This is a genomic window from Rhodopirellula maiorica SM1, assembly GCF_000346295.1.
In the GTDB taxonomy this organism is placed as follows: Bacteria; Planctomycetota; Planctomycetia; order Pirellulales; family Pirellulaceae; genus Novipirellula; species Novipirellula maiorica.
In genome coordinates this window covers 1-2,413 of the sequence record NZ_ANOG01000544.1, presented here as the reverse complement: position 1 = coordinate 2,413, position 2,413 = coordinate 1, and the positions used below count along the sequence as shown (strand labels likewise).

Here is a 2,413-nt window from a genome sequence, read left to right as displayed (position 1 = left end):
TGCGAATGCGGGCGGTTCCCGTCGCATTGCCCGCTTTCGCGGTAATCACGACGCCGGTGTGCGAGGCGTCGGCGTTAGCGGTAAAGGTCGACCCTTGGATTTTGCCAGCCCCTTGGACTTCGAAAGTCACGTCGGCATCAACATCCAACGGTTGCCCGAGACGATTGAAGAAACGGGTGCCCAAATCGACCGATTCACCGGGCTGGACAATGGATTCGGCGGGAACGACCAAGATTTGAGCGAGATCAGGGTTCTCGGAAACCGGAGTCTCATCGCCCATCGTGCTGGCCATGTCGACGCTTTCTTGGCTGCCATTTTCGGTGGCGACACAGTAAAGCGTCTTCGAACTTGGAAAATATAAGCGTCCATCGGCGACGATCGGCGACCCAGCAAAGTCGGCGTCATCGACGCGTCCCTTGCTCAATACTTCGAAGCCGTCTTCGGTCGGTTCGACGATAGCCCAGCGGCCATTTTCGGTCAAAACATAGATTTTTTCATCGGCGTAGAGCAAGGCACTACGTTGGCGACTGCCCACAAATGCTTTGCGTTCGACGAGTGTTTCGCCGGTTTCCGCGTCAAAGATCCACATTTTACAGCGGTCGTCGACCAAATAGACGCGGCCATCGACAAAGACAGGTTCGCTGTAACCGGCGACCACTTCTTCGCGACGCCACAATTCTTCGACCTTGGTTTCGTCCCCGGTCCCCGAGACTTGCATGGCGACGATTGCCCCCATCGAGCTCCCCGAGACGTTTTCTTCGCTATGGGCGGCGAAAACTTTGTCGCCCACCACCAGCGGCGTGGCATAAATCCCACGGCGGGAAATCTGTTTGCTCCATAGCGGTTTGCCCGTGCGTGGTTGGAATCCCCAAATCGCACCGTCACCCGCCCCTAGGATCAGTTGGCGTTGGCCATCAATCGTGACCAAGCTGGGCGCCGAGTAGGTGGTGTCGTAGGGAAGATCGCGGGTGCCGCTGAACCAGACGATTTCGCCGGTTCGTTTGTCCAGTCCCAGCAGCCGATGGTTGGGTTTGGCAAATTCGCCCCAGTTGATGATGATCCCGCTGATGATGACAAGATCTTCATGGATGATCGGGAAATTCGTTCGCCCGCCGTACGTGCTAAGCATTCCGAATTGTTCGTGTAGCGGAATCTGCCACACGGTTTCGCCGGTTTCGCCGTTGATGCATATGAAAATATCGCAGGCACCCAAGACATAGACGTTGCCGGTTTCTTGGTCTCCGACCACGCTGCTCCAACCGATTCGCTCGGCCGGAACATCGGAAAGCCAGACGTTGTATTGGTTTTCCCAAAGTGTTTCACCGGTTTTTGCGTCCAAGCAGACGACTTTCTCCGATTCTCGCTCGGTTCCCGGCAACGCTCGCTGGATCGTGTACAGCCGCTCGTTCATCACGATCGGCGTACAAGGGCCTCCGATATCGTCGCGTTTCCACAGCACGTTGCTGCCATCGCCCCCATCGGGATCCCAATCTTCGGCCAAATTGGATGCGTTGGCGGATCCGTCGTAGTGCGGACCACGCCAATAAGGCCAACCGGCGTTTTCCGCCTGGGCCGACTGCGGGACACTGATTGCGGCCATGGCAACGATCAGCAGGGCTTGCATCGAACCGGCAAACCAGCTCGCTCGCTTTCGGAAAAGCGACGGCGTTTGAAACAGGGATTGCATCGAAACTCTCTTGAGGGAAAGGTCGTTGTGGTTGTTCGTGTTCTGCGACAAATCGCGTGGGCTATCTAACGTGGGCTGTTCATCCACGCCGCGGACGGTGTGGCAAGTCGTTTGAGCGTCGATCAGCGTCAATTACCGGCAATTTACCGGCTCCGTCTTTTATTCCAGGTCAAAGTGTTCGTCGCTCGTGTCAAAGTTAGGAGTACTGATAATGATCGTTTTCATCTCTCCAACCGCCCGATGACGTACGCCCTTCGGAATCAGGATAGCAGTTAATGGGCGAACCGGGTGGAGGACTCCGTCAAGTTCGATCGCAGCATCGCTTTCGCATTCCAGTACGATGTAAACCTCAACGTGTTCATTGTGGTAGTGCGTGCGAGCGGATTGAGTGATCTGTGTCAAATGAACCGTGCCCGGAAACTCGTTGCGATCGGCGAATGCTCGCCGCGCGGTGCCACAGGGGCACGCGACCGCAGGCAATGCAGTCAAATCAACGAGTTGCGGGGCCGTTTTTGCTCGATTCACTACGACAGTCGAATTTGTGGCGGTTCGTTCGGGGGGTGTGTTCGTTTGAATTCCAAGCACCACGTCGAATCATGGGGGGAATGGGTGCTGGCCACCCAGTCCGTTTGATCCAAAGTGGCTTTGTGGGGGGATTCGAAAGTTCGGACAGAGGGCGTTGCACCGGGGGGGAGGGAAAACGGGGGTTAGCCATAGTGGAAAAAT

2 protein-coding genes are annotated in these 2,413 nt (G+C 56.3%); both read right to left on the bottom strand.

Going from position 1 to position 2,413, the window contains the following annotated elements; all coding sequences use genetic code 11:
* The coding region (locus tag RMSM_RS17500) for an outer membrane protein assembly factor BamB family protein (RefSeq protein ID WP_236622187.1) at positions 1-1,687 on the bottom strand (1,687 nt) is incomplete at its 3' end.
* A gap of 159 nt (positions 1,688-1,846) precedes the next feature.
* A complete protein-coding gene (locus tag RMSM_RS17495) occupies positions 1,847-2,212 on the bottom strand; it encodes a cupin domain-containing protein (RefSeq protein ID WP_008698999.1) in 366 nt (121 codons plus the stop codon).
* Between the last annotated feature and the right edge of the window lie 201 nt (positions 2,213-2,413).